This window comes from Variovorax sp. P4_D9, assembly GCF_056401695.1.
Genome location: NZ_JBFUIU010001705.1, coordinates 1 through 656, shown reverse-complemented (window position 1 = coordinate 656; position 656 = coordinate 1). Strand labels below are relative to the sequence as shown.

1 pseudogene is annotated in these 656 nt (G+C 60.7%); it reads right to left on the bottom strand.

The features are described from left to right. Positions 1-182, bottom strand: a pseudogene (locus AC1DY5_RS57875) (helix-turn-helix domain-containing protein); the annotation flags it as partial. Between the last annotated feature and the right edge of the window lie 474 nt (positions 183-656).

Below are 656 nucleotides of genomic sequence, written 5' to 3'. Positions count from 1 at the left end.
CGCCACAACGCGGTGCGCCCGATGCCAAGCACCGCCATGACCTGCGCCTCTGGCACGCCTCGGTCCAGGCACGACAGTACATGGGCTCGATTGACCTCCCGGGAATAGTGCAATCCCTTGCTGCGAATCTCTTCGACCAGTCGGCGATCCTCGCCAGAAAGATGCATTTCGGTTTGGCGCATGGCAACTCCTCTTTGCAGTGCATGACAACAAAGCGAGTCTAATCATGTTTCGTTATTTATGGGATGACGTACTAGCCCAAGGTGCCACGTTCCGATTGGAGTACTTCGTGCGCTCGATGGAGCATGCCGCGTTCGCTTCGGTGCTGCAAGGAGAGGCGTTCCGCGACAGGGTGCGTTTTCACGTCGGAGTCTCCGGAGACGAGCTGGAGGAGTTTGCGAACGGTCTTTTTGGCACCAGGCCGGCGGATGACGCACACCTGTACGTGTGTGGCCCCGCGCCGTTCATCGGCGTCGTCGAGCGCGTGGCCGGCAGGAGCTGTGCATCACGAGTATTTCGGCGCGGCCGCAGGGCAGCAAGCGGCGGACGGCTCGTTCAGGATAAGGCTCGCCAGATCTGGCCAAGAACTGTTGGTTCCTTCAGGCGTGCCGATCATCGCCGTGCTCGAGGAGGCAAATGTGCCGATCGAGACCTCG